This is a genomic window from Microbacterium sp. NPDC058389 (genome assembly GCF_042722305.1).
Classification (GTDB): domain Bacteria; phylum Actinomycetota; class Actinomycetes; order Actinomycetales; family Microbacteriaceae; genus Microbacterium.
In genome coordinates this window covers 56,653-79,553 of record NZ_JBHXJQ010000007.1, presented here as the reverse complement: position 1 = coordinate 79,553, position 22,901 = coordinate 56,653, and the positions used below count along the sequence as shown (strand labels likewise).

At 71.5% G+C, this 22,901-nt stretch carries 25 protein-coding genes; 14 read left to right on the top strand and 11 right to left on the bottom strand.

Annotation, left to right across the window (positions count from 1 at the left end):
- The gene (locus ACFWJ8_RS11475) at positions 1 to 645 is read left to right on the top strand and encodes an FMN reductase (RefSeq protein ID WP_378811455.1); all 645 of its coding nucleotides are present in this window, start codon (positions 1 to 3) and stop codon (positions 643 to 645) included.
- Positions 646 to 654: 9 nt separating this feature from the next.
- Here the strand turns inward: ACFWJ8_RS11475 and ACFWJ8_RS11470 are convergent, their stop codons facing one another.
- Positions 655 to 1,473 carry a DNA/RNA non-specific endonuclease gene (locus tag ACFWJ8_RS11470; protein WP_378811453.1) on the bottom strand — a complete coding sequence of 273 codons (819 nt, stop codon included), beginning with the start codon at positions 1,471 to 1,473 and terminating at the stop codon, positions 655 to 657.
- A gap of 36 nt (positions 1,474 to 1,509) precedes the next feature.
- Complete coding sequence (locus tag ACFWJ8_RS11465) at positions 1,510 to 2,115, bottom strand: DedA family protein (protein WP_378811452.1); 606 nt, start codon at positions 2,113 to 2,115, stop codon at positions 1,510 to 1,512.
- 139 nt (positions 2,116 to 2,254) lie between these two features.
- Here ACFWJ8_RS11465 and ACFWJ8_RS11460 point away from each other — a divergent pair, with 139 nt between their 5' ends.
- Entirely contained in the window at positions 2,255 to 4,240 is a 1,986-nt protein-coding gene (locus ACFWJ8_RS11460; RefSeq protein WP_378811450.1) for a glycosyltransferase, read from the top strand.
- A 15-nt stretch (positions 4,241 to 4,255) separates the two neighbouring features.
- Here the strand turns inward: ACFWJ8_RS11460 and ACFWJ8_RS11455 are convergent, their stop codons facing one another.
- Positions 4,256 to 4,966 (bottom strand): response regulator, encoded by a 711-nt coding sequence (locus tag ACFWJ8_RS11455; protein ID WP_378811449.1) that lies wholly within the window; start codon positions 4,964 to 4,966, stop codon positions 4,256 to 4,258.
- Positions 4,963 to 6,231 (bottom strand): ATP-binding protein, encoded by a 1,269-nt coding sequence (locus ACFWJ8_RS11450; RefSeq protein WP_378811447.1) that lies wholly within the window; start codon positions 6,229 to 6,231, stop codon positions 4,963 to 4,965. The genes ACFWJ8_RS11455 and ACFWJ8_RS11450 overlap by 4 nt, the downstream gene beginning before the upstream one ends.
- Before the next feature lie 180 nt (positions 6,232 to 6,411).
- On the opposite strand from ACFWJ8_RS11450, the gene ACFWJ8_RS11445 reads away from it, so the two are divergent.
- On the top strand, positions 6,412 to 7,854 hold the full coding sequence (locus ACFWJ8_RS11445; RefSeq protein WP_378811446.1) for a cation:dicarboxylate symporter family transporter: 1,443 nt from the start codon (positions 6,412 to 6,414) through the stop codon (positions 7,852 to 7,854).
- Between the two features lie 40 nt (positions 7,855 to 7,894).
- Here the strand turns inward: ACFWJ8_RS11445 and ACFWJ8_RS11440 are convergent, their stop codons facing one another.
- Positions 7,895 to 8,080, bottom strand: a complete 186-nt coding sequence (locus ACFWJ8_RS11440) for a hypothetical protein (protein ID WP_378811444.1) — start codon at positions 8,078 to 8,080, stop codon at positions 7,895 to 7,897.
- A 17-nt stretch (positions 8,081 to 8,097) separates the two neighbouring features.
- Positions 8,098 to 8,280: a DUF5302 domain-containing protein gene (locus ACFWJ8_RS11435; RefSeq protein WP_378811442.1), complete on the bottom strand. Its 183-nt coding sequence runs from the start codon at positions 8,278 to 8,280 to the stop codon at positions 8,098 to 8,100.
- Positions 8,281 to 8,589: 309 nt separating this feature from the next.
- Between ACFWJ8_RS11435 and ACFWJ8_RS11430 the strand changes: the two genes are divergently transcribed.
- The 3 genes from ACFWJ8_RS11430 (at position 8,590) to ACFWJ8_RS11420 (ending at position 12,955) form a co-directional block, all read left to right on the top strand.
- On the top strand, positions 8,590 to 10,869 hold the full coding sequence (locus tag ACFWJ8_RS11430) for a polyribonucleotide nucleotidyltransferase (protein ID WP_378811441.1): 2,280 nt from the start codon (positions 8,590 to 8,592) through the stop codon (positions 10,867 to 10,869).
- A 282-nt stretch (positions 10,870 to 11,151) separates the two neighbouring features.
- Positions 11,152 to 12,210 carry an aldo/keto reductase gene (locus ACFWJ8_RS11425; protein WP_378811439.1) on the top strand — a complete coding sequence of 353 codons (1,059 nt, stop codon included), beginning with the start codon at positions 11,152 to 11,154 and terminating at the stop codon, positions 12,208 to 12,210.
- 142 nt (positions 12,211 to 12,352) lie between these two features.
- Positions 12,353 to 12,955: a histidine phosphatase family protein gene (locus tag ACFWJ8_RS11420; RefSeq protein ID WP_378811437.1), complete on the top strand. Its 603-nt coding sequence runs from the start codon at positions 12,353 to 12,355 to the stop codon at positions 12,953 to 12,955.
- 10 nt (positions 12,956 to 12,965) lie between these two features.
- On the opposite strand, the gene ACFWJ8_RS11415 is transcribed toward ACFWJ8_RS11420, so the two are convergent.
- Positions 12,966 to 13,439, bottom strand: coding sequence for a GNAT family N-acetyltransferase (locus ACFWJ8_RS11415; protein ID WP_378811436.1), 474 nt, complete (start codon positions 13,437 to 13,439; stop codon positions 12,966 to 12,968).
- Positions 13,440 to 13,535: 96 nt separating this feature from the next.
- On the opposite strand from ACFWJ8_RS11415, the gene dapB reads away from it, so the two are divergent.
- Positions 13,536 to 14,366, top strand: coding sequence for a 4-hydroxy-tetrahydrodipicolinate reductase (dapB, locus tag ACFWJ8_RS11410; RefSeq protein ID WP_378811435.1), 831 nt, complete (start codon positions 13,536 to 13,538; stop codon positions 14,364 to 14,366).
- Positions 14,363 to 14,812 (top strand): tetratricopeptide repeat protein, encoded by a 450-nt coding sequence (locus ACFWJ8_RS11405; protein ID WP_378811434.1) that lies wholly within the window; start codon positions 14,363 to 14,365, stop codon positions 14,810 to 14,812. The genes dapB and ACFWJ8_RS11405 overlap by 4 nt, the downstream gene beginning before the upstream one ends.
- A 5-nt stretch (positions 14,813 to 14,817) precedes the next feature.
- Here ACFWJ8_RS11405 and ACFWJ8_RS11400 read toward each other — a convergent pair whose 3' ends face one another.
- The 4 genes from ACFWJ8_RS11400 to ACFWJ8_RS11385 form a co-directional block, all read right to left on the bottom strand.
- Positions 14,818 to 15,744 (bottom strand): TIGR01777 family oxidoreductase, encoded by a 927-nt coding sequence (locus ACFWJ8_RS11400; RefSeq protein WP_378811432.1) that lies wholly within the window; start codon positions 15,742 to 15,744, stop codon positions 14,818 to 14,820.
- Positions 15,737 to 16,162, bottom strand: a complete 426-nt coding sequence (locus ACFWJ8_RS11395; protein WP_378811430.1) for an OsmC family peroxiredoxin — start codon at positions 16,160 to 16,162, stop codon at positions 15,737 to 15,739. The genes ACFWJ8_RS11400 and ACFWJ8_RS11395 overlap by 8 nt, the downstream gene beginning before the upstream one ends.
- Before the next feature lie 117 nt (positions 16,163 to 16,279).
- Entirely contained in the window at positions 16,280 to 16,852 is a 573-nt protein-coding gene (locus ACFWJ8_RS11390) for a DUF4395 domain-containing protein (protein WP_378811428.1), read from the bottom strand.
- Positions 16,845 to 17,282: a TlpA family protein disulfide reductase gene (locus ACFWJ8_RS11385; RefSeq protein WP_378811427.1), complete on the bottom strand. Its 438-nt coding sequence runs from the start codon at positions 17,280 to 17,282 to the stop codon at positions 16,845 to 16,847. Before ACFWJ8_RS11385 ends, ACFWJ8_RS11390 begins: the two co-directional genes overlap by 8 nt.
- A gap of 126 nt (positions 17,283 to 17,408) precedes the next feature.
- Between ACFWJ8_RS11385 and ACFWJ8_RS11380 the strand changes: the two genes are divergently transcribed.
- The 6 genes from ACFWJ8_RS11380 to ACFWJ8_RS11355 all read left to right on the top strand — a co-directional run bounded on the left by ACFWJ8_RS11380 (position 17,409) and on the right by ACFWJ8_RS11355 (position 22,863).
- Entirely contained in the window at positions 17,409 to 18,218 is an 810-nt protein-coding gene (locus tag ACFWJ8_RS11380; protein ID WP_378811425.1) for a thymidylate synthase, read from the top strand.
- A complete protein-coding gene (locus tag ACFWJ8_RS11375; protein ID WP_378811423.1) occupies positions 18,215 to 18,736 on the top strand; it encodes a dihydrofolate reductase in 522 nt (173 codons plus the stop codon). The genes ACFWJ8_RS11380 and ACFWJ8_RS11375 overlap by 4 nt, the downstream gene beginning before the upstream one ends.
- Positions 18,737 to 18,757: 21 nt before the next feature.
- Positions 18,758 to 19,522: an SDR family NAD(P)-dependent oxidoreductase gene (locus ACFWJ8_RS11370; protein WP_378811422.1), complete on the top strand. Its 765-nt coding sequence runs from the start codon at positions 18,758 to 18,760 to the stop codon at positions 19,520 to 19,522.
- A gap of 61 nt (positions 19,523 to 19,583) precedes the next feature.
- Positions 19,584 to 20,561, top strand: a complete 978-nt coding sequence (gene dapA / locus ACFWJ8_RS11365) for a 4-hydroxy-tetrahydrodipicolinate synthase (RefSeq protein ID WP_378811420.1) — start codon at positions 19,584 to 19,586, stop codon at positions 20,559 to 20,561.
- 69 nt (positions 20,562 to 20,630) lie between these two features.
- Entirely contained in the window at positions 20,631 to 22,307 is a 1,677-nt protein-coding gene (locus ACFWJ8_RS11360) for a ribonuclease J (RefSeq protein WP_378811418.1), read from the top strand.
- 61 nt (positions 22,308 to 22,368) lie between these two features.
- Positions 22,369 to 22,863 carry a GNAT family N-acetyltransferase gene (locus tag ACFWJ8_RS11355; RefSeq protein ID WP_378811417.1) on the top strand — a complete coding sequence of 165 codons (495 nt, stop codon included), beginning with the start codon at positions 22,369 to 22,371 and terminating at the stop codon, positions 22,861 to 22,863.
- The last annotated feature ends 38 nt before the right edge of the window (positions 22,864 to 22,901 follow it).

The window sequence follows — 22,901 nt, the reverse complement described above, 5'->3', positions numbered from 1 at the left end:
ATGACCGCGCGCCGTATCGCCGTCGTCTCGGCGGGCCTGTCGAACCCGTCGTCCACGCGCATGCTCGCCGACCGCCTCGCCGCGGCGACCGCCAAGCAGCTGTCGGAGCGCGACATCGAGATCGAGGTCGACGTGTTCGAGCTGCGCGACTACGCGCACGACATCACGAACAACCTGCTGACCGGCTTCGCGCCGCCGGCGCTCGAATCGGTGATCAACGCGGTCGTCTCGGCCGACGCGCTCATCGTCGTGACGCCGATCTTCTCGACGAGCTATTCGGGGCTGTTCAAGTCGTTCATCGACGTGCTCGACCCCGACGCGCTCACCGGCAAACCGGTGCTCATCGGCGCCAACGCCGGCACGGCGCGCCACTCGCTCGCGATCGACTACGCGATTCGGCCGTTGTTCACGTACCTGCACGCCGAGCCCGTCTCGACGGGCGTGTTCGCGGCGTCGAGCGACTGGGGCGCGAGCGCCGACAACGTCGCCCCGCTCGCCGAGCGCGTCGACCGCGGTGCGCGTGAGCTCGCCGAGGCCATCGCCCGTCGCGAGCCCGCGAAAGACAGCGACCCGTTCGACCCCGCGAACTACCTCGGCGACGGCCGCTCGTTCGGACACCTGCTGGGCGGCCTGTCGGGCGAGTAGCCCGGCACATCAGCCCAGGAACACATCCTCCGGTGCGCGGAGAAGACGCCAGCCGTCTTCTCCGCGCACTGCTGTCTGAGGCAGGACGTCGGCGGTCACGAGCGGGCCGAGGTCGATGCCCGACAACGTCGCGATGTCGGCGATCGGCGCCTGAAACGTGCGGAACGCGCCCAGCGGCGGCACCGCGAGGGCTCCTTGCACGACGTCGATGAGGTCGGACTGGTCCAGCACGAACCCGGCCGCGGCGAGCTGCGGCGAGTCCTCGCCCGGATCGGCCCACGCTGCGACCTTGAAGAACCGGCGAGGGATCCGGATGCCGCGATACGCCGGATCATCGTCGGCCAGCACTGGCGCGGTGAACACGGCGAGGCGCTCGTCGGTGGCATCCGCGAACTCGAGGACGTGATCCTCGAGGCCGAGCCACAGCTCTTTGGACTGGTTGAACCCGCTCGCCTGCGGTGCTGCGTTCGGGTAGACGAAGGTCGCCGCCGTGGCCGCGCGCGCCTGAGCGGGCGTGCCCCAGCCCGGATCGCGCCGGCGCACCAGGTGCCCGCGGTCGAGGTCGTTGTCGGCGTACACGGCGGGCCCCGCCTGCTCGTCGACGGGGACGCGCGGGTCGAGGCGCCACTGGCCTGTCCTCGGCAGATCGAGCAGCGCCCCGCCGTCGATGTTCACCCCGGTCACCGCGGCGAGACGCCGCGCGGGATCGAGCAGCACGGTGAAGCGCGGATACGTCAGCTCGCGGGTCTCGCGGCCGTCCGCGGGCCGCGGCAGCGGCACCTCGACCCCGAGGAAGCCGTCGTCGTACCCCGCACCCGTGTCCGCCATGCCCTCATCCTGTCGTGCGCCGGCGACATCCGGCCGTCACCCCTGCGGCGGGCGCGCCGCGCCGAGGCGCCGCGCGAGCACGGCGTCGATCGCCAGCCCGAGTCCCACCGCGAAGACGACCGAGACGACGACCGCCACGACCGGGCCGCCGGGTACGAGCGCGGCGACGGCGGCGCCGACGAGCGCCTGGTAGAGCGCCCACGCGAGCGCGGCGAGCCCTGCCACGGCGAGGTAGCGCGGGGCGGGGAGCCGCGTCGCACCTGCCGTCAGGTTGACGGCGAGGCGGGCGAACGGGATGAACCGCGCGGTGAACAGCACGAGCGCCGCGCGCCGCTCCAGCCGCACGCGCGCCCACGCGAAGGCGGCCTGCGCCCGCGGAGCCCGCATCCACCGCCACCGCTGCAGGCCGATGGTGCGCCCCACGAGGTAGCAGACCGCGTCGCCGGCGAGGGCGGCGGCCGCCGCGACCAGCACGATCGCCGCCAGCGCCGGCTCGCCCTGCGACACCGCGAGCGCGCCCAGCGCGGTCACGGCCGCCTCGCCGGGGATCACCACCACGAACGCGTCGCCCAGCACCAGCACGAACAGCAGCGGCAGCGCCCACGCGCTGCGCGCGACCTCGGTCAGCAGGTCCTCGACCACCCCTCCTTGGTACGCGCACGCGGTGAACGGCGACCGAACGGGGCACGTCCGGTGACCTGCCGCGGTGCATCGGGTGAACACTTCCGCGTGCGCGCCGGTTCGCGGCATCCCGTCCTCCGCGGGCCGTCACGCTGGGATCGTGAGAGTCGCACTCCTCGCCGAATCGTTCCTGCCCCACATGAACGGGGTGACGGGGTCGGTCCTCCACGTCCTGCGCCACCTCGCCGCCGAGGGCCACGAGACCCTCGTGATCGCGCCGCGCGCCGGCGAGATCACCACCGATCTGCACGGCGCGCGCACCGAGCTGCTGCGCTCGGTGCCGTTGCCGTCGTACCCCGACGTTCGCGTGGTGTTCGCACGCGCCGCCCGCCTCTCCGCGATCCTGCGGGAGTTCCGGCCCGACGTCGTGCACCTCGCGTCGCCGTTCGTACTCGGCTGGCAGGGGGTCGCGGCCGCAGACGCGCTGCGTGTGCCGACCGTCGCCGTCTACCAGACCGATGTCGTCGCGTATGCCGAGAAGTACGGGATGCCGCAGGCCTCCGCCCTCGTCGGCCGCCACATCGCGCGCCTCCACCGGCGCGCCACGCTCACCCTCGCGCCGTCGACGGCGTCGCTGCGGCAGCTGGAGGACCTGGGCGTCGACCGGCTGCGTCGCTGGGGCCGCGGTGTCGACACGGCACGGTTCGGCCCGCAGCGTCGGAGCGATGCGTGGCGCGCGCGCATCGCCCCCGGCGAGCTGATCGTCGGGTACGTCGGGCGGCTCGCCCCCGAGAAGCAGGTCGGCGACCTCGCGGCGCTCGCCGGTCTCGCCGGCGTGCGGCTCGTGATCGTCGGCGACGGCCCGGCACGCCCGGCCCTGGAGCGCACCCTGCCGGGAGCCGTCTTCACCGGGCACCTCACCGGCGACGCGCTCGCCGAGGCGCTCGCGAGCTTCGACGTGTTCGTCCACCCCGGTGAGAGCGAGACCTTCGGCCAGACCATCCAGGAGGCTCTCGCCAGCGGCGTCCCGGTCGTCGCGACGGGCGTCGGGGGACCGGTCGACCTCGTGCGGTCGAGCGTCGACGGCTGGCTGTACCGACCCGGCGACCTCGCCGACCTGCGAGCTCGGGTCGCCGACCTCGTGGGCGACGAGGGCAAGCGCCGGGCATTCGCCGTCGCGGCGGGGGAGTCGGTGCGCGATCGCACGTGGGACGCCGTGTGCCGTCGCCTCGTGGCGTACTACGACGAGGCGCGGGCGCTCCGGCCCATCGACGACGCGCTGCCACGCGGCGGTGCGACCCGGCCGTCGGCGCCCGCGCCGTCCGAACCCCGCGCGTGGTCGCGCTACGTCGCGCTCGGCGACTCGATCACCGAAGGCCTGGGCGACACGTCGCGCATGCCGGCGGGGGAGCACCGCGGCTGGGCCGATCGGCTCGCTCAGCTGCTCGCGCATGCGCGCAGGGGCGACGAGCCGTTCCGCTACGCCAATCTCGCCGTGCGCAGTCGCACGGTGCGTCGGCTCGTCGACGAGCAGGTGCCGCAGGCGCTCGCGCTGCGCCCTGATCTGGTGTCGGTGCTCATCGGCGCGAACGACCTCGTCGCCCGCCGCGTCGACCCGGTCGCCGTCGCCGCCGAGGTCGCCGGCGCGGTGCGACGGCTGAGGGATGCCGGCATCGACGTGCTGCTCGTGACGCCCTTCCTCCCCGGCCGCCGGGCCGCCGCGATCTTCGCGCGGCGCTTCGCCGTGTTCGCGTCGGAGCTGCGGCGGATCGCCTTCGAGACCGGCGCGACCCTGCTCGACACCGCCGTCTTCCTCGATGCCGACGGTGCGGCGGCGATCGGCGACCTCGACCTGTGGGCCGACGACAAGGTGCACCTGCGTTCGCGCGGGCACCGGTTCCTGGCCTACCGCGCCGCCGAGGCGCTGGGCGTCCCCGACGCCGAGGCGCTCGGCGATCTGGATGCCGCGCTCCACGCCGACGACGATCCCGTCGCGCACGGCACGTGGCTGCGCCGTGACGCGCTGCCGTGGGTGTGGCGGCGACTGCGCGGCCGCACCGCCGGGGACGGCCGCGTGGCGAAGCATGACCGCTACGTGCTCATCGGCGGGCGCGGCGACGTGCGCTCGCGCACGCAGGTCGGCTGAGACCGCCGCGGCGCGTCATCCGCCGTGGGGAGTGCCGTCGGCGAGCGCTGACAGCACCCACGCGTACTCCGACTCCGGCCGGCCGCGCGTGCCGTATCGCGCGGCGCGTCGCACGCGCCCCTGCGCGACCAGGTGCTCCAGGTAGCGCCGCACCGCGACGCGGGACATGCCGAGGCGGTCGGCGGCCTCCACCGCAGAGACCGGGCCGCGCAGCCGCACCTCGTCGCTGACCCGGGCGAGCGTGTCGGCCGCGAGGCCCTTAGGCAGCGGCACCGGGACAGCGGGCCGGAGCGCTCCGAGGAGCGCGTCGATCTCGGCCTGCGTCGGTGCTCCGGCGGCCTGCACCGCCCGCCGCCGGTACTCGCGGTACTGCTCCAGGCGCTCGCGGAAGGTCGCGAACGTGAAGGGCTTCACGAGGTACTGGACCACGCCGAGCGACACCATCTGCCGCACCACGTCGGCGTCGCGGACGCCCGTGATCGCGATCACGTCGACCGCCGAACCTCGTGCCCGCACATGCCGCAGGACATCGAGCCCCGTCCCGTCGGGCATCGTCACGTCCAGCAGCACGAGGTCGATCTCGTCGCCGCGATCGAGGACGGCGTCGATCGCGGCGTGCGCGCTCGAGCACTCCGCGACCGCACGGAACCCGTCCAGCCGGTCCACGTAGTCGCGGTGCAGCTCGAGCGTCAGCGCGTCGTCGTCGACGAGCAGCACGCGGATCACGACGACCTCGCCGGCAGCGTGACGACGAATGTCGTCGGATCGTCGCGCAGTTCCAGTCCGCCGCCGGCGTCCTCGACGACTGACCGGACGAGAGCGAGACCCACGCCCCGCCCCTCGGGCCCCGTCGCCTTCGTCGAGAACCCGTGCTCGTAGATGTGCTCCCGGTCCTGGGGGCGCACGCCGGCTCCGCTGTCGGACACCTCCAGGCGCAGACCCGCCGGCTCTGACGAGGTCGACGAGAACACGACGCGGACCCAGCGCGGCGGCACGCCTGCGGCGGCGGCATCCATCGCGTTGTCGATGAGGTTGCCCACCACCGACACCGCGTCGACGGGCGACAGCACGCTGCGGGGCGCGTCCGGGTCGATCTCGGCAGACCATTCGATCCCGCGTTCGCGTGCCTGCGCCGCCTTGCCGAGCAGCAGCGCGCCCACCGTCGGATCGCCGCCCCGGCGCGCCGCCACCTGGTCGACCAGGTCCTGGCTCTGCCGCGACGTCTCGGTGAGGATCTCGATGGCCTCGGACGTGCGTCCGAGCTCCAGCAGCGACACGGCGGTGTGCATGCGATTGCCGTGCTCGTGCGTCTGCGCGCGCAGTGCCTCGCCGAGCGTCCGCACCGACTCGTACGACGCGACGGCGTCGCGGATCGTGCCGGCCGGCAGGTCGCCGGCCACGCGCCGCGTGGTGCGGCGGGCGAGCCACGCGCCGACGAGGCCGGCCGCGAGCAGCGCGAACACGATCGACACGACGAACGGCAGGCGCGGGACGATCTTCGACCAGATGCTCCCGATCGTGACCCCGACCGACACCCAGCCGACGACGGCCCCGTCGACCGTCACCGGCACGATGGTGCGCACCGAGGGGCCGAGCGTGCCGGTGAACTCCTCGGTGTGGGCCGACGCCGTCTCAGGGATCGTGCCCAGGTAATGGCGTCCGATCTGCGTGGGGTCGCGGTGCGTCACCCGGATCCCGTCCGGCGTCATGATCGTGACGAAGTCGACACCGGCGCGGCTCATGACCTCCTCGGCCACCGGCTGCAGCCGCGTCGAGGCGTCGGCGGCGCCGAGCGCTCCGCCCACCTCGGGGAGCGCGGCCAGCGACTCCGCGACCGCGTGGGTCACCTCCTCCGCCTCGCTCCGCTCCGACCGCTCCGCGTCGACCACGAGTGCGATCGCCAGCACCGCGACGATGACGGCCGCCGACAGCGAGACGACGAGGAACACGCGGGATGCCGCGCTCCCGCCCTGCTGCGTCCGCGATGACATGGCCCTCCTCGTCGATGCCCGGCATCCATCCTCCCCGTCCGCAGGCCGCGGGGCGAGCTTCGGAGCGCGACCAATAAGACCGCAAATCGCGCCGGCGCAGCCACGCGGAGCACGCTGTGGACGCGTCGCACCGGAGGCGGCGCCCCGGACACACCGAAGTTCCCACCGCAGGAGGCAATGATGGCTCTCTCGACCCGCACCACGTCGTTCACGCTCCCCGGCTTCAACTGGAGGCGCGGCAAGCAAGCGTGGGACAAGCACACCTGGCTCTATCTGGCCGTGATCGTCGCCGTGGCGCTCGGCGCGATCGTCGGACTCGTCTGGCCCGACGTCGGCGTCGCGCTCAAGCCGCTCGGCGAGGGCTTCGTCGCCCTCATCAAGATGATGATCGCGCCGATCATCTTCTGCACGATCGTGGTCGGCGTCGGCTCCATCGCCAAGGCCGCCACCGTCGGCAAGATCGGCGGCCTGGCGCTGCTGTACTTCATGGTGATGTCGACGTTCGCGCTGGCCATCGGCCTCGTCGTCGGCAACCTGCTGCACCCCGGCGAGGGCCTGAACATGGCGAACTCGACGTATGAGGCGACGAGCGAGGCGAAGACGACGCAGGAGTTCGTCCTCGGGATCATCCCCACGACGTTCTTCTCCGCGTTCACCGGCGAGAGCGTGCTGCAGGTGCTCTTCATCGCACTGCTCGTCGGATTCGCCCTGCAGCAGATGGGCGACAAGGGCGCGCCGATCATGAACGCCGTCAAGCACCTCCAGGCGCTCGTGTTCCGGATCCTCGGAATGATCCTCTGGCTCGCGCCCATCGGCGCGTTCGGCGCCATCGCGGCCGTCGTCGGCAACACCGGCGTCGCCGCGATCTGGGCGCTGGGCACACTCATGGTCGCCTTCTACATCACGTGCATCGTGTTCATCGTGGGCGTGCTCGGCACGCTGCTGTGGGCCGTGACCCGCGTGAGCATCTTCCGCCTCGTGAAGTACCTCGCCCGCGAGTACCTGCTGATCGTCGGCACGTCGTCGTCGGAGTCCGCGCTGCCGCGCCTGATCGCGAAGATGGAGCACCTCGGCGTCTCGAAGCCGGTGGTGGGGATCACGGTCCCCACCGGGTACTCGTTCAACCTCGACGGCACCGCCATCTACCTGACGATGGCGTCGCTGTTCATCGCCAGCGGCATGGGGGCGCCGATGTCGATCGGCGAGCAGATCGGCCTGCTGGTCTTCATGATCATCGCGTCCAAGGGCGCGGCGGGCGTCACGGGTGCAGGGCTCGCCACCCTCGCCGGCGGGCTCCAGGCCTACCGGCCCGACCTCGTCAACGGCGTGGGCGTGATCGTCGGGATCGACCGGTTCATGTCGGAGGGCCGCGCGCTCACGAACTTCACGGGCAACGCCGTGGCGACCGTGCTCATCGGCACCTGGACGAAGCAGTTCGACCCGGCTCGCGCACGCCGCGTGCTGGCGGGGGAGCTGCCGTTCGACGAGACGACGCTGTCGGGTGACGGAATGTCGGCCGACACGGGCGCAGTCGGAGTCCAGGGGCTCGAGGAGGCCGCCGTCGCCGAAGCCGCCGCCAAGGAGCTCCGCGCCCGCGAGCGCGAGCAGGCGCTCACCCGGTGAGACACGACGGGCGCGGGATGACTCCCGCGCCCGTCGACGCTCAGGCGCCGGGTTCGATCTCTCCCGCCTCGATCGCCGACTCGTGCTCCTCGAACTCCTGCTCGTCGACCTCGTCCTCGATGGCCTCGAGGGGATCGATCGTCGCCGGCGGGAGTTCGAACTCGGTGTCGTCGTCGAGCGGCACGTCCCGATCGTCGTCGGGGATGCTCTCGCGGAAGTCGCTCATGTCACACCTCGGGACTCCTACCCGCTCTTGCGGCGGAACTCGCGCTTGGTCACTGCCCCGTGCGTCCCGTGGACGGCGGAGTCGCCGTCCAGGTGCGACTCGCCCTCGCGGTGCTGAGCGTTCTTCTTGTCGAGCGCTTCTTTGAACTTGCGCTTCATCTCATCGGATGCCGAAGACGCCGGCTTCTCGTCGGTGCTCATGCCCCCACCCTAGGCGCGGCATCGGGTGCTCGCCAGGGTGACGGGGATCGCGGTGCTCGCTGATAGGCTTGTGCGGGTTGCCCTGTGGCATCCGCTCAACTACATATGAGCTTACGGAGCAGGCCGGCAGGAAGCTGGTCCCCATTGGTGGGTTCCCCGACGCGGAAGTGTCGGGTGGTCTTCTACTGGTGACCAGCGCTGGCGAGTCCCGCGGCAGTGCCGCGCGCCGAGATCTGCCTGTTCCTGCTCCTTCGCACAAGCTCGTGCGCGAAACGCGCGTGCGAGCCTAAACAAAGAAGGAGGGACCTCTTGGAAGGTCCGGAAATCACTTTCGCCGAAGCTGTCCTCGACAACGGCCGCTTCGGCACCCGCACCGTCCGGTTCGAGACCGGGCGACTCGCGCAGCAGGCACAGGGTGCCGTCGCCGCGTACCTCGACGAGGAGACGATGCTCCTCTCGGCCACCAGCGCCGGAAAGCACCCGCGTGAAGGCTTCGACTTCTTCCCGCTGACCGTCGACGTCGAAGAGCGCTCGTACGCCGCCGGAAAGATCCCCGGCTCGTTCTTCCGCCGCGAGGGCCGCCCCTCGACCGAGGCGATCCTGGTCTGCCGTCTGATCGACCGCCCGCTGCGTCCGTCGTTCGTCGACGGCCTGCGCAACGAGGTCCAGATCGTCGTCACCGTGCTCTCGATCGCTCCGGGCGAGTTCTACGACGCGCTGGCCATCAACGCCGCCTCGCTGTCGACCCAGATCTCGGGCCTGCCGTTCTCGGGTCCGATCGCCGGTGTGCGCCTTGCGCTCATCCCGGGCCACGGCGAGCACGCCGACCAGTGGGTCGCGTTCCCGACCGTGACGCAGCTCGAGGACGCCGTCTTCGACCTGATCGTCGCCGGCCGCGTGCTGCCCGACGGCGACGTCGCGATCATGATGGTCGAGGCCGAGGCCACCGAGCACTCGTGGAACCTCATCAAGGCCGGCGCCACGAAGCCGAGCGAGGAGATCGTCGCGCAGGGCCTCGAGGCATCGAAGCCCTTCATCAAGGAGCTCGTCGCGGCGCAGAACGTCGTGGCGAACACCGCCGCCAAGGAGATCCAGCCGTACCCGGTCTTCCCCGCGTACAGCCAGGAGGTCTACGACTTCGTCGCCGGCCGCTCCTACGACGAGCTCGTCGGCGTCTACCAGATCGCCGACAAGATCGAGCGCCAGAACGCCGACGACGCGATCAAGGACCGCGTCAAGGCCGAGCTGATCGCCGCCGTCGAGGCGAACGAGCTGCCCGCCGTGGCGACGCTCGAGTTCTCGGCCGCCTACAAGTCGGTGACCAAGAAGATCGTGCGCGGCCGCATCCTCGCCGAGGGCGTCCGCATCGACGGCCGCGGCCTGGCCGACATCCGCCCGCTCGACGCCGAGGTGCAGGTCATCCCGCGCGTCCACGGCTCGGCGATCTTCCAGCGCGGCGAGACGCAGATCCTCGGCGTCACCACGCTGAACATGCTCAAGATGGAGCAGCAGATCGACTCGCTGTCGCCCGTCACGAGCAAGCGCTACATGCACCACTACAACTTCCCGCCCTACTCGACCGGTGAGACCGGCCGTGTCGGCAGCCCGAAGCGTCGCGAGATCGGGCACGGCTTCCTGGCCGAGCGCGCGCTCGTGCCGGTGCTGCCGAGCCGCGAGGAGTTCCCCTACGCGATCCGTCAGGTGTCCGAGGCGCTCGGCTCCAACGGCTCGACGTCGATGGGCTCGGTGTGCGCCTCGACCCTGTCGTTGCTCAACGCCGGTGTGCCGCTGCGCGCGCCGGTCGCCGGCATCGCGATGGGTCTCGTGTCGGACGAGGTCGACGGCCAGACGCGCTACGCCGCGCTGACCGACATCCTCGGTGCCGAGGACGCCCTCGGCGACATGGACTTCAAGGTCGCCGGCACCAGCGAGTTCGTCACCGCGATCCAGCTCGACACCAAGCTCGACGGCATCCCGTCGTCGGTGCTGTCGGCGGCGCTCACGCAGGCCAAGGACGCGCGTCTGACGATCCTCGGCGTGCTCAACGCCGCGATCGACGGTCCGGACGAGATGGCGCCGACGGCGCCGCGCGTCATCAGCGTGCAGATCCCGGTCGACAAGATCGGCGAGCTGATCGGCCCGAAGGGCAAGACGATCAACGCGATCCAGGACGAGACCGGCGCGCAGATCTCCATCGAGGAGGACGGCACCGTCTACATCGGCGCGACCGACGGCCCCTCGGCCGAGGCCGCCCGCGCCCAGGTGAACGCGATCGCCAACCCCACCAACCCGGAGGTCGGCGAGCAGTTCCTCGGAACCGTCGTCAAGATCGCGACGTTCGGCGCGTTCATCTCGCTCCTGCCCGGCAAGGACGGCCTGCTGCACGTCAGCGAGGTCCGCAAGCTCGCCGGCGGCAAGCGCGTCGAGAACGTCGAGGACGTCCTCTCGGTCGGCCAGAAGCTGCTGGTCAAGATCACCAAGATCGACGACCGCGGCAAGCTGTCGCTCGAGCCCGTGCTCGAGGAGCCGGCCGACCAGGAGGGTCGCGCCGCGGCCAGCGAGGGCCCGGAGGGCCCGGCCGAAGGCTGATCCCGTCGTATCACCCGGATGCCCGCTCCCTCCTTCATGGTGGGGGCGGGCATCCGTCGTCCGGTCGCGATTCGTCGCCGGCTGTCCTCCATATGGGGGACAAATCGCCGGATATCAGGGCTTCGTGACCAAAGCGTTATGTAATGTTTATCGACAGTTCGCCTCAGTGCACGGTGCGCTGTCCGGACTGGCCTACCCTCTTAGTACGCGCCGGGGGGTGCGAACAAGTGATCACGAAGAGCTCCGAGCCGACAGGCGCGGGGCGTCGTGAGGGGGTGGCACATGGCTTATTTCGGCGTTGACTCGGCACTCGGTACGACGAGTCCGGATGCCGCCGCCTCTGCTGCGCCCGACGGCACCACCGTCCGCGGCCCGCACCCGTCGGCACCCATCCCGGTGCAGGGCCCGGCCGTCGGCAGCAGCATCCGCGTCGCCCTCGGCGACGGCGGACCCCAGGTCTTCCCGCTCATCCTGGGCGGGGCGGAGTTCGGCTGGAACGTCGACCTCGAATCCAGCCACGCGATCCTCGACGCCTACGTCGAGCTCGGCGGCAACGCCGTGCACACGTCCGACAGCTTCGCGAGCGGCCGCAGCGAACACATCATCGGCCAGTGGCTCCACTCGCGCGGGCTCCGCGACGACATCGTGCTGGGCGTGCGCGTCGGCGGTCACGCCGACAACCCGGGTCTCGACCCGGTGAACCTCGTCCGCGCCGTCGAGGCGTCGCTCACGCGGCTGCGCACCGACCGCATCGACGTGCTCTACCTGGATGCGACGAACGGGAGCACCGCGTCGCTGGAAGACACGCTGGCCACGGCGGAATGGCTCGTCGAGGCCGGCAAGGCCCGCGCGCTCGGCGCGATCGGCTACACGGCGGCCCAGCTGGTCGAGGCGCGCATCTTCGCGTCGGCCGGCTACCCGCGCATCACCGTGCTGGACGTGCCGTTCAACGTGCTGCGCCGGCACGAGTTCGACGCCGACCTTCGGCTGGTCGCCGGTGCGCAGGGAATGGCGGTGACGCCGTCGCACGCGCTCGAGCACGGGTTCCTGGCGGGTCGCCAGCGGTCCAAGCTGCGCGGCGCCCTCTCGGTGCGCGGAGCGCAGCTGGCGGCCAACCTCAACCGCCGGGGCGGACGCACGCTGCGTGCCCTCGACGCCGTGGGCGCCGAGCTCGGCGTGCCCGATGCCGCGGTGGCGGTCGCGTGGCTGCTCGCCCAGAAGCTCGTCACCGCACCCATCGTCAACGCCTATGCGCCGGCGCACGTCGAAGAGCTCGTGCAGGGCGTCGGAGTGCGGCTCAGCCGCAGCCAGCTGGCCGACATCGCACGCGCTTCGGAGTGACCGGCCGCCTGTCGGCAGTGGTTCTCCACAGTCGCCGAGTGGCGGCATCCCTCCTCGCCGAGGGGTGACGTAGTGTGGAATGCGCGCCCGCCCGACCGGGCCGGCGAACCCCCGACAGTACCTCGATGGCGAAGTGAGCGGCGTGACGCACTACATCTACCTCGTGCGGCATGGCGAGCACCAGGATGCCGAGCACGGACTGGCCGACGGACCCCTGTCGCCGCGTGGCCGGCGCCAGGCGGCGCTCCTCGCCGACCGGCTGTCGGGAGTGCCGTTCGATGCGGTGTGGCACTCGCCGCTGGAGCGCGCGAGCCAGACGGCGCGCGCCGTGGCGGAGCGGATGCCGTCGCTGCAGCCCGAGCCGTCCTCGCTGCTCTTCGACTGCGTGCCCACCGGCATGACCGATGAGACGCCCGCGGCCTTCGAGCCGTTCTTCGGCTCGGTCACCGAGGCCGAGGTCGAGGCCGGCCGCGCTCAGATGTCGGACGCGACGAGCGAGTTCCTGGTGCGCAAGCGCGGCGAGGTGCACGAACTGCTCATCACGCACAACTTCGTCATCTCGTGGTTCGTGCGCGAGGTGCTGCAGACGCCGGAGTGGCGGTGGATGACGCTCAACCAGGCGCACTGCGGCCTGACGGTGATCGCTCAGAAGCAGGGACGGCCGTGGACGCTGCTTTCGCACAACGACATGGCGCACCTGCCGGTCGAGCTGCGCACGGGCCTTCCCGAGCTGTACCCGGTGTGATCCCGCCGCGTCAGAGCCGCTTGCCGTACCAGCGCGACGCGTTCGGGTTGTCGTTGTAGGGCTCGATCGCGACGAAGCCGGTGCGCGCATAGAGGGCGCCTGCCGCTTCGAGCGAGTGGTGCGTGTCGAGCACGAGCTCCGCGGCGCCGAATGCCCGTGCCCGTTCGACGAGGTCCTCGACGAGGAGGCGTCCCCAGCCGCGGCCGCGCGTCTCGGGCCGCAGGTACAGGTGCTTGAGCTCGTACCGCACGCCGTCGGGTCCGGGCGCGATCAGCCGGATGCCGCCGCACCCCATGGGCGTGCCCTCGTCGTCGTCCAGCACGACGAAGACGCCCGCGGGCGGCACGAAGGCGGCGGGATCGGGGAACGTCGTGCGGTAGGCGACGCCCTGCTCGGCGAAGCCGACGGTGCGCGAGCGGAAGTACTCGTCGAGCAGCTCGTGCGCGTCGGGGGCGTCGGCGGGGGAGGAGCGCAGTGTCACCACGGATCCAGCGTAGGCGCTGGCGCGGGTGGTCTCGTCCCGGCCGCGACCGTCGTCTCACACGTCCGGCGTCACGGCGCCCAGCCTAGGATGGAGGGCATGACGACACGCGTGGCCATCGTCGGCGGAACCGGAAAGCTGGGCGGCATCATCCGCGACGTGGTCGAGGCCGAGCCGGGCTTCGAGGTCGCGGCCGTGCTGACCTCGCGCTCCGAGCTGTCGGAGCTCGACGGCGCCGACCTCGTGGTCGACGCGTCGACGCCCGCCGTGTCGATCGACGTCGTACGGGCGGCGATCGAGCGGGGGATCAACGTGCTGATCGGCACCTCGGGCTGGTCCGCCGAGCGCATCGCGCTCGTGCGTCCTCTCGTCGAGGCCGCCGGCACCGGCGCCGTCTTCATCCCGAACTTCTCGCTCGGCTCGGTGCTGGGCTCTGCGCTCGCGGCTGCCGCGGCACCGTTCTTCCCGTCGATCGAGATCGTCGAGTCCCACCGTGAGACCAAGATCGACTCGCCCAGCGGAACGGCCGTGCGCACGGCCGAGCTGATCGCCGCCGCCCGCGACGGCGTCGGCCCCGTCGAATCGCCGCACGTCGACCAGCGCGCCCGCGGCCAGCAGGTCGCCAGCGTCCCGATCCACTCCCTCCGCCGGCCGGGCGTCGTCGCCCGCCAGGAGACGATCCTCTCCGGTGCGGGGGAATCGCTCACGATCGTGCACGACACGGTGGAGCCGGCCCAGGCCTATGCCTCCGGCATCCGGCTCGCCCTCGCCGCGGCCCGGGACGCGAAGGGCGTCACGGTCGGCCTCGACAGCCTGATCGACATCGGCATCGGCCGCCCGGCGGCTCCGGCCGAGGACGCGCCGGTCGACGAGGGCGGCGTTCCCGGTCAGGTCGCGCGGGCCACCGAGTCCTTCGCGAACGGGCGATGAGCGCACGCATCGGCGTCGCCGTGGTGGCGGCGCTGCTCGCGCTGTACATCGTGCTGGTGGGTCAGCGCGCGTGGATGCTGCTGGTCAGCGGCGACCCGGTCGGCGTCGCGATGGGCGTGGCGCTCGTCGTGCTGCCGCTGATCGCCACGTGGGCGCTCGGCCGTGAGCTGTGGTTCGGCGTCCGCGCCGAGCAGCTCGGCCGTCGGCTCGAGTCCGAGGGCGCGCTGCCCGAGGAGGCCGTGTCGGTGCGTCCCAGCGGACGCGTGATGCGCGAGGACGCGGATGCCGTCTTCCCGGCGTACCGGGCCGCCGCCGAGGCGAACCCCGAGGACTGGCGGGTCTGGTATCGCCTCGGCGTCGCGTACGACGCGGCGGGCGATCGGCGGCGTGCGCGCGAGGCGGTCCGTACGGCGATCCGGCTGGAGAAGACCGACCGCTCGCGCTGACCGGGTCAGGCGGCGGGCGGGACCGCCGCGGCCACGGCTTCTTCGACGGTGCGGTGGGTGAACGAGAAGCCCGAGGTCTCCAGCGCGTCGGGCGTCACGTGCGCATCGGTCGTGAGCAGGGCCTCCGTGGCGTCGGGACCGAGCACGAGCTGCATGCCCCACACGGGCGCGCGCAGCAGGTACGGCCGGTTCATGCGCACCGCCAGTGCGAAGCCGAGGTCGTTCGCGGTGGCGCGCGTGGGTCCGGTGAGGTTGACCGGGCCGGTCAGGCGCGCGTCCACGACGTAGCGGATCGCGCGCACCTCGTCGGCGAGCGAGATCCACGGCCACACCTGGGTGCCGCGCCCGATGGGCCCCGACACGCCGAGCCTCGTGAGCAGGAGGAGCGGTTTGAGCACGCCTTCGGCGTGGACGACCGGTGCCGTGCGCACGATCGAGACGGCGCCGTCCGGGCCCGCGCCGAGGGCCGCGGCCTCCCATTCGCCGCACAGGTCCGCGAGGAACGTCTCGCCCCGCGGAGCGTCTTCCGACAACCGTGCACCCGGGACTGAGCCGTAGTAGCCGACGGCGGACGCCGAGACGAGATGCGGGGCATCCGTTCCGAGCTCGCGGACCGCGCGAGCGAGGGCCCGGGTCGGGGTGATGCGCGACCACAGCAGCCTGCTCTTGTACGCCGGCGTCCAGGGGAATCGGCCGATGCTCGCGCCGTTCAGCCCGACGACGGCGTCGGCGCCGTCGAGCACAGCGGGGTCGAGGGGCTCTTCCGTGGTGAGCCACTCGACCTCGTCGGACGTCTCGGCGGGACGACGCACGAGCGTCGTCACGTCGATGCCGTCGGCACGCAGGCTCTCGACGAGCGCACGGCCGATCAGCCCCGACGCGCCGGCGACGACCAGACGGCGGCCGCCGGCGCGACGAGAGGAATCAGGCAAGCGTGGCCTCGAGGGTGATCTCGACGCCCGCGAGCGCCTGCGACACCGGGCAGCCTGCCTTGGCGTCCTGGGCGATGCGCTCGAAGTCCTCGGCCGACAGGCCAGGCACGACGGCGTTGACGTTGAGGTGGCTGCCGGTGATGCCGGTGCCGGGCTTGAACGTCACCGACGCGGTCGTGTCGACCTGCTCGGGCGGCGTGCCGTTCTCGGCGAGGGCGTTCGACAGCGCCATGTTGAAGCACGACGCGTGCGCGGCGGCGATGAGCTCCTCCGGCGTCGTGACGCTCGTGGATCCTTCGCTGCGGGCCTTCCAGTTGACGGCGAACGTGCCCGACCCCGACGACGCGAGCGAGACCTCGCCCGCGCCTTCGAACAGGCTGCCCTTCCAGGTGCTCTTGGCTTCGCTGGTGACGGTCATGTGGGCCTCCTCGCTCGTGGCGCGTCCGCGTCCCGGACGTCACGCGTCAGCCTAACCGCGAGGGATGCCGCCGCGCGATGGTGCGGGACGGCCGGGCGCGGCGGGCGGCGATGCAGATCAGGCCGAGGCGGGGCGCGCGCGCCCGACGATGCCGGCGCGCTGCAGCAGCAGGTAGAGCTGGCAGCCGAGGCACAGGCCGAACACGGCGTTCAGGAAGGCCGCGATGAAGGCCATGGCGGCCGCGATCGGCAGCGCCCACGGCACGGCGGCCAGCTGCAGCACGAGGCCGATCACCGAGACGAACAGGCCGACGCCCTGCGCGAAGCGCGGCGGGCGGGCGTCCTCCCACTCGGTCGGGGGAGCCAGGCGCGGCGCGATCGCCTTGCGGTACAGGACGCCCCACGGCGCCGTGCGCGGCCACGCGGCGCCCCACAGGAACAGGATCGCGGCGAGGAGCAGCAGCAGGAAGGCGGGGTCGAGGATCCGCTGGGCGAGCGTGGCGTCGGTGATCAGCCAAGAGCTGCCGGTCTCGCCGTCGGTCTGCGCCGTCGACAGACCGGTGAGTCCGAAGAACACCGTGATGAGCAGCAGCACCGACGTGATGGCGGCGGCGAAGCGCGGGGCGCGGGGGTCGACCGTGCCGCGGGGGGCGCGCGTGCCCGGGGCGGCGGCATCCCGGTGGTCAGACATTCGCGTCCTCCGCGATCAGCCGGTTCAGCTCGAGTTCGAGGACGTCGCGCCCTGGCGTGCCGCCGAAGCGCGTCTGCACGATGCCGTGACGGTCGAGCACGAGCGTCGTGGGCGTCTGCAGCACGTGGAAGTGCTTGGCGATGTCGGGACGATGGGTCAGGTCGACGTCGAGGTGGCGCACGCCGTCATGGTCGTCGGCGATCGACGAGAGCACGCGGTGCACTCCGGGGCAGCGGGCGCACATCTCGGTGCTGAACTGCAGGAGCGTCGCGACCTCGCCCAGGCCGTCGGCGCCCAGCCGGTGGGGTTCGATCACCTCGTGCGCGACATGATGGCGCGGACGCGTCGCGCGCCAGTTGAGGAAGACGCCGAGCGCCGCGCTGCCTGCGAGCAGCAGCACGAGCGCGATGACGGCACCGACGAGGGTCACAGCAGATCAGGCTAACCCCTTTCTGCCGGGCGAGGCTCGGATGCGCGAATATGACGCGTCGCGCGTAACACTCGGGTGCGGCGGGTGACCGCCCGGTGGCGCGGTGGCGCGGGTATCGTGGCAGCCGTGACGACGCCGATCCCCACCCCCTACGAGGACCTTCTGCGCGACGTGCTGGACAACGGCACGCACAAGGACGACCGCACCGGAACGGGCACCACGAGCGCGTTCGGGCGGCAGATCCGCTTCGACCTGTCGCAGGGCTTCCCGCTCATCACCACGAAGCGTGTGCACTTCAAGTCGATCGCCTACGAGCTGCTGTGGTTCCTGCGCGGCGAGTCGAACGTCTCGTGGCTGCAGGAGAACGGCGTCACGATCTGGGACGAGTGGGCGGATGCCGCCGGCGAGCTCGGCCCCGTCTACGGCGTGCAGTGGCGGTCGTGGCCGACCGCGACGGGGGAGAGCATCGACCAGATCTCGCAGGTCATCGAGCAGATCAGGTCGAACCCGGACTCGCGGCGGCTCATCGTCTCGGCGTGGAATCCCGCCGACATCCCCGACATGGCGCTGGCGCCGTGCCACGCGCTGTTCCAGTTCTACGTCGCCGACGGCAGACTCTCGTGCCAGCTCTACCAGCGCAGCGCCGACCTCTTCCTCGGTGTTCCCTTCAACATCGCGTCGTACGCGCTGCTGACCCTCATGGTTGCGCAGCAGACGGGACTCGAGCCCGGCGACTTCGTGTGGACGGGCGGCGACTGCCACATCTACGACAACCACGTCGAGCAGGTCCGCGAGCAGCTCTCGCGCGACCCCTACCCGTACCCGACGCTCCGGATCGCCCGCCGGCCCGAGTCGATCTTCGACTATCACTACGAGGACTTCGTGGTCGAGGACTACCAGCACCACCCCGCGATCCGGGCCGCGGTCGCCGTATGACCTCGCGCATCGGCCTGATCTGGGCCGAGGCGCGCGACGGCGTGATCGGGGCGCAGGGCGGCATGCCCTGGCACGTCCCCGAAGACCTGGCGCATTTCAAGGCGACCACCCTCGGCGCGCCCGTCGTGATGGGACGTCGCACGTGGGAGTCCTTCCCGGCGCGCTTCCGCCCGCTGCCGGGGCGTCGCAACATCGTGGTCACCCGCCAGGAGGACTGGGCGGATGCCGGCGCCGAGCGCGCCGCGTCGCTGGAGGACGCGCTGGCTCTTGCCGGCGCGGACGATCCGGAGTGGATCTGGGTCATCGGCGGCGGCCAGCTGTACCGCGAGGCCATGCCGTACGCCGATCGCCTCGAGGTCACCGAGCTCGACCTCGACGTCGCCGGCGACACGCGCGCGCCGGATCGCTCCGCGTGGACGCCCGTGCGCGGGGGCGCGGCGGCCGACGGCACGGGGGAGTGGGCGACCTCGGCCTCCGGCATCCGGTATCGGTTCCTCTCCCTCGTGCGCGCGTCCTAGCGCGGCAATAGGCTGGCGCGCATGGGCAAGACGGCACTGATCACCGGCGCGAGCTCCGGGCTGGGCGCGGAGTACGCGCGGCAGCTGGCGGCCAAGGGCGCCGACCTCGTCCTCGTCGCACGCGACCGCGGCGCGCTCGACGAGCTCGCCGGCCGTCTGCGCCGGACGTACGGCGTCGAGGTCGAGGTGCTCGCCGCCGATCTCCTGAAGCCCCGTCAGCGCGACAAGGTCGTGGCGCGCGTCGCCGACCGCGACCGGCCCGTCGAGATCCTCGTCAACAACGCCGGGTTCGGGCTGCCGCTCGCGTTCGAGCGCAACGACATCGAGGACGAGGTGCAGCACCTGCAACTGCACATCGAGGTGCCGATGCGCCTGACGCACGCGGCGCTGCGGGCCATGCTCGAGCGCGGCCACGGCCGCATCGTCAACGTCGCCTCGGTGGCCGCGTTCATCCCACGGTCGACCTACGGCGCGTGCAAGGGCTGGCTCGTGAGCTTCAGTCGCTGGGCCAACGGCCGGTACCGGTCTCGGGGCGTCACCGTGACCGCCGTGTGCCCCGGCTACACGCACACGAACTTCCACGAGCGCATGGGCCTCGGCCCCGGCCAGGAGGGCGTGCCCGACGTCATGTGGCTGCAGGCGAGCGACGTCGTCGCCGAGTCGCTGCGCGACGTCGCACGCGGGGTCGCGGTGTCGATCCCGTCGCTGCGCTACAAGGCTCTCGTCACGCTGGCGCGGTTCGCGCCGCCGTCGCTGGCCGCACGCATCGGCGAACGCGGGCGCTGAAGCCCTGCGGATCGGCGACCGGCCGTACGCGGCGGGTGCGGCATCCCGATAACCTGAAGTCATGACGCATACGGGCAACCCTTTCGGACAGGTTCTCGTCGCGCTCGTCACTCCCATGACGGCCGACGGCGAAGTCGACTGGCCCGCTGTCGAGAAGCACATCGACGACGTCATCACCGCGGGCGCCGACGGCATCGTCGTCACGGGCACCACGGGTGAGACGTCGACCCTCACCGACGCGGAGAAGCTCCGCCTGGTCGAGGTGGGCAAGGATGTCTCGGCCGGTCGGGCGAAGATCATCACGGGCGGCGGCTCCAACGAGACCGCGCACGCGATCGAGCTCTACAAGGCCAGCGAGAAGGCCGGCGCCGACGGCATCATGATCGTCACGCCGTACTACAACAAGCCCACCCAGGCCGGCATCCTGACGCATTTCCGCCTGGTCGCCGACGCGACCGACCTGCCGGTGATCCTGTACGACATCCCGGGCCGCACCGGCGTCCCGATCAAGTACGAGACGATCCTGCGCCTGGCCAAGCACCCCAACATCCTCGCGATCAAGGACGCCAAGGGGGACTTCAGCGAGGTCAGCCGCGTGCTCAACCAGACCGACCTCATGTACTTCTCGGGCGATGACTCCAATGTGCTGCCGCACCTCGCGATCGGTGCGACCGGACTCATCGGCGTGACGGCCAACGTCGCCGCGCAGCCGTACCGCGTCATCGTGGATGCCGTCAACCGCGGCGATCTCGCCGCAGCGACCGCCGAGCACAAGCGGCTCGAGCCGCTCGTGCGCGCGCTCATGACGCACGTGCCCGGCACCGTGTCGACGAAGTACGTGCTGCACGGTCTGGGCCGGATCGGAAGCCCCCGCGTGCGCCTGCCGCTGGTCGGCCCCGAGGAGTGGGAGGCCGCGATGATCGAGGACGAGCTCGCCCTCGTCACCGACGTGCCCGGCGCTGATTTCTCGAACTTCCGCCCCGACCGCAACGCCGCCGCCGGAGGTGCGCTGCCGAAGGTCTCGGGCACCACGAGATGACCGATGGAGCGGTTGCTCCACGACGCATGACAGATGAACGGATGCCGCGGCATCCGGAGGAGGCTTCACATGCCCACCACCCTCTACGACCCGCCTGAGCTCGCTGCGGGCACCTTGCGGATCATCCCGCTCGGCGGCCTCGGCGAGGTCGGCCGCAACATGACCGTGTTCGAGTACGGCGGCAAGCTGCTGGTCGTCGACTGCGGCGTGCTGTTCCCCGAGGAGCACCAGCCCGGCGTCGACCTGATCCTGCCGGACTTCGAGCCGATCAAGCAGCGGCTCGACGACATCGTCGGCGTCGTGCTGACGCACGGCCACGAGGATCACATCGGCGCGGTGCCCTACCTCCTGAAACTCAAGGGCGACATCCCGCTCATCGGGTCGGGCCTGACGCTCGCGCTCGTCGAGGCGAAGCTCAAGGAGCATCGCATCAAGCCGTTCACGCTGACCGTCGCCGAGGGTCAGCGCGAGAACCTCGGTCCGTTCGACCTCGAGTTCGTCGCCGTCAACCACTCCATCCCCGACGCGCTCGCCGTCGCCATCCGCACGCCCGCCGGAATGGTGCTCGCCACCGGCGACTTCAAGATGGACCAGCTGCCGCTCGACGGCCGCATCACCGACCTGCGCTCGTTCGCGCGTCTGGGCGAAGAGGGCGTCGACCTGTTCCTGGTCGACTCCACCAACGCCGACGTCCCGGGCTTCACACCCACCGAGCGCTCGATCGGCCCGGTGCTCGACCAGGTCATCGGCAAGGCGCCCCGGCGCGTCGTCGTCGCGAGCTTCTCCAGCCACGTCCACCGCGTTCAGCAGGTGCTGGATGCCGCAGCCGCCCACGGCCGTCGCGTGGCGTTCCTCGGCCGCAGCATGGTGCGCAACATGACGATCGCCGAGGACCTCGGGTACCTCAAGGTGCCCGAGGGCGTCCTCATCGACTACAAGAAGGCGCGCGACCTCCCCGACGACCAGATCGTCTTCATGTCGACGGGTTCGCAGGGCGAGCCCATGGCGGTGCTCAGCCGCATGGCGAACCTCGACCACGCCATCGAGCCCGGTCCCGGCGACACCGTGATCCTGGCCTCGAGCCTCATCCCGGGCAACGAGAACGCGGTCTATCGCGTGATCGACGGGCTCACCAAGCTCGGCGCGAACGTCGTGCACAAGGGCAACGCCAAGGTGCACGTGTCGGGCCACGCGGCCGCCGGCGAGCTGCTCTACTGCTACAACATCCTGAAGCCGCGCAACGTGCTGCCCGTCCACGGCGAGTACCGCCACCTGATGGCCAACGCCCGCCTCGCGCAGGACACCGGCATCCCGGCCGAGCGCACGCTGCTGGCCGAGAACGGCACGGTGATCGACCTGCGCGACGGGATCGCCGAGGTCGTCGGCCAGCTCGACCTCGGCTTCGTGTACGTCGACGGCTCGACCGTCGGCGAGATCACCGACGCCGACCTCAAGGACCGCCGGATCCTCGGTGAGGAGGGCTTCATCTCGGTCATCGTGGTCGTCGACGCGAAGACGGGCAAGGTCATCTCGGGGCCCGAGGTGCACGCCCGCGGCTTCGCCGAGGACGACGCCGTGTTCGAGGACGTCAAGCCGAAGATCGCCGCGGCGCTGGCCGAGGCCGCCCAGTCGGGCGTGCGCGATTCGCACGCGCTGTCGCAGGTGGTCCGCCGCACGATCGGCCGCTGGGTCAACCAGTCGCTGCGCCGCCGGCCGATGATCGTGCCGCTGGTGATCGAGGCGTAGGAGCGCGCGGAATCCGATCGCCGTCATCCCGCTGTAACACGCGGGTCGTACGATCGCGCTCGTGGTCTCATCGTTCCGCATCAGGGCGGCCGTCCCGGCCGACGGGTCGTTCCTGGGCGACATGGTCGTCGAGGCGGCGAACTGGCGGCAGGGCGCGGGTCGGCCGCGGCACGAGATCATCGGCGGCGACGACCATCGGCGGTACGTCGCCGGCTGGATGAGGCCGGGCGACGCGGGCTTCGTGGCCGAGGACGCCACGGGAGGTCCGGTGGGCGCCGCGTGGTATCGGATGCTGCCCCGCACCGACCCGGGATTCGGGTACATCGGCACGGGGGTGCCGGAGCTCATCATCGGCGTGCGACCGGTGTGGCGCGCGCACGGCGTCGGGCGGGCGCTGCTGCAGCGCCTGTGCGACAAGGCGCGCGCCGACGGGTTCGCACGGCTGAGCCTCAGCGTCGAGCGCGGCAACTTCGCGGCGACGCTGTACCGCAGCGAGGGCTTCGCGGTCGTGCGCAGCGGAGTCGGGCGCGACACGATGGTCAAGCGCCTGCGATAGGCCTCCAGCGGCGTGGTTCCGCGGAAATGTCGGGCGTC

Excerpts from the sequence above, each read along its gene's own strand:
- ACFWJ8_RS11475 (WP_378811455.1), top strand. The coding sequence starts at position 1 with ATGACCGCGCGCCGTATCGCCGTCGTCTCGGCGGGCCTGTCGAACCCG.
- ACFWJ8_RS11470 (WP_378811453.1), bottom strand. The coding sequence starts at position 1,473 with ATGGCGGACACGGGTGCGGGGTACGACGACGGCTTCCTCGGGGTCGAG.
- ACFWJ8_RS11450 (WP_378811447.1), bottom strand. The coding sequence starts at position 6,231 with ATGTCATCGCGGACGCAGCAGGGCGGGAGCGCGGCATCCCGCGTGTTC.
- ACFWJ8_RS11445 (WP_378811446.1), top strand. The coding sequence starts at position 6,412 with ATGGCTCTCTCGACCCGCACCACGTCGTTCACGCTCCCCGGCTTCAAC.
- ACFWJ8_RS11440 (WP_378811444.1), bottom strand. The coding sequence starts at position 8,080 with ATGAGCGACTTCCGCGAGAGCATCCCCGACGACGATCGGGACGTGCCG.
- ACFWJ8_RS11435 (WP_378811442.1), bottom strand. The coding sequence starts at position 8,280 with ATGAGCACCGACGAGAAGCCGGCGTCTTCGGCATCCGATGAGATGAAG.
- ACFWJ8_RS11425 (WP_378811439.1), top strand. The coding sequence starts at position 11,152 with ATGGCTTATTTCGGCGTTGACTCGGCACTCGGTACGACGAGTCCGGAT.
- dapB (WP_378811435.1), top strand. The coding sequence starts at position 13,536 with ATGACGACACGCGTGGCCATCGTCGGCGGAACCGGAAAGCTGGGCGGC.
- ACFWJ8_RS11405 (WP_378811434.1), top strand. The coding sequence starts at position 14,363 with ATGAGCGCACGCATCGGCGTCGCCGTGGTGGCGGCGCTGCTCGCGCTG.
- ACFWJ8_RS11395 (WP_378811430.1), bottom strand. The coding sequence starts at position 16,162 with ATGACCGTCACCAGCGAAGCCAAGAGCACCTGGAAGGGCAGCCTGTTC.
- ACFWJ8_RS11390 (WP_378811428.1), bottom strand. The coding sequence starts at position 16,852 with ATGTCTGACCACCGGGATGCCGCCGCCCCGGGCACGCGCGCCCCCCGC.
- ACFWJ8_RS11375 (WP_378811423.1), top strand. The coding sequence starts at position 18,215 with ATGACCTCGCGCATCGGCCTGATCTGGGCCGAGGCGCGCGACGGCGTG.
- ACFWJ8_RS11370 (WP_378811422.1), top strand. The coding sequence starts at position 18,758 with ATGGGCAAGACGGCACTGATCACCGGCGCGAGCTCCGGGCTGGGCGCG.
- dapA (WP_378811420.1), top strand. The coding sequence starts at position 19,584 with ATGACGCATACGGGCAACCCTTTCGGACAGGTTCTCGTCGCGCTCGTC.
- ACFWJ8_RS11360 (WP_378811418.1), top strand. The coding sequence starts at position 20,631 with ATGCCCACCACCCTCTACGACCCGCCTGAGCTCGCTGCGGGCACCTTG.